The organism is Neobacillus cucumis (assembly GCF_016908975.1).
Taxonomy (GTDB): Bacteria; Bacillota; Bacilli; order Bacillales; family Cytobacillaceae; genus Neobacillus; species Neobacillus cucumis.
Genome location: NZ_JAFBEX010000064.1, coordinates 1 through 1,025 on the forward strand (window position 1 = coordinate 1; position 1,025 = coordinate 1,025).

1 protein-coding gene is annotated in these 1,025 nt (G+C 38.1%); it reads left to right on the top strand.

All coding sequences use genetic code 11. From position 1 onward, the window contains the following. Window positions 1-1,025: IS110 family RNA-guided transposase (locus tag JOC76_RS29720; RefSeq protein ID WP_205182338.1), on the top strand; the 1,025-nt coding region annotated here is incomplete at its 3' end.

Here is a 1,025-nt window from a genome sequence, read left to right on the forward strand (position 1 = left end):
ATGGATGTTATCATTGAAAGAGCATGTGGATTGGATGTTCATAAGGACAATATCACTGCTTGTATTATGACTTCTCAAGGAAAGGAGATTCAAACATTTTCAACTAAAACAGTTTTTTTATTAAAGTTATTGGACTGGATTAAGGAGAATAATTGTACCCATGTAGCAATGGAGAGCACTAGTGTTTATTGGAAACCTATCGTTAATTTATTAGAATCTGAAGGAATAGAGTTTCTAGTTGTCAATGCTCAACATATGAAAGCTCTCCCAGGTCGCAAGACCGACGTAAAGGATGCAGAATGGATTGCACAACTTCTTCGCCATGGTCTTCTTAAAGCTAGTTTTATCCCAAATCGGACTCAACGGGAATTACGTGAACTAGTTCGCTATCGTCGTAGTATTATTGAGGAACGTGCCAGGCAACATAATCGGATTCAAAAGGTATTAGAAGGAGCCAATATTAAACTTGGTTCGGTTGTATCTGATATCATGGGTGTTTCATCTAAAGATATGCTTCGGGCTATCGCGGATGGTGAAGATGATCCTGAAAAACTAGCAAGCTTCGCTCGGAGAACTATGAAAAAGAAAAAAGAAGAACTAGAATTAGCTCTCCAGGGTTATGTTAACCCACATCAACGATTAATGCTTAAAACGATTTTAAAGCACATTGATTTTCTAACTGAGCAAATTGAAATGTTAGATCAAGAGATTGCCCAACGGGTTCAGGATTATGAAGAAGATATTGTAAGACTAGATTCAATTCCTGGAATCGCTAGAAGAATGGCTGAACAAATCCTGGCTGAAATCGGTACTGATGTTAAAAGTCAATTTCCAACTGCGGCTCATCTTTGTTCGTGGGCAGCTCTCGTACCTGGACATAACGAAAGTGCAGGGAAAAGAAAATCAACCAGATCCAAAAAAGGAAATAAATATTTAAGATCAGCATTAACTGAAGCAGCTCAATCAGTCAGAGGTTCAAAAAACTATCTTGGTGCATTATATCGACGAACAGCAGGAAGAAAAGG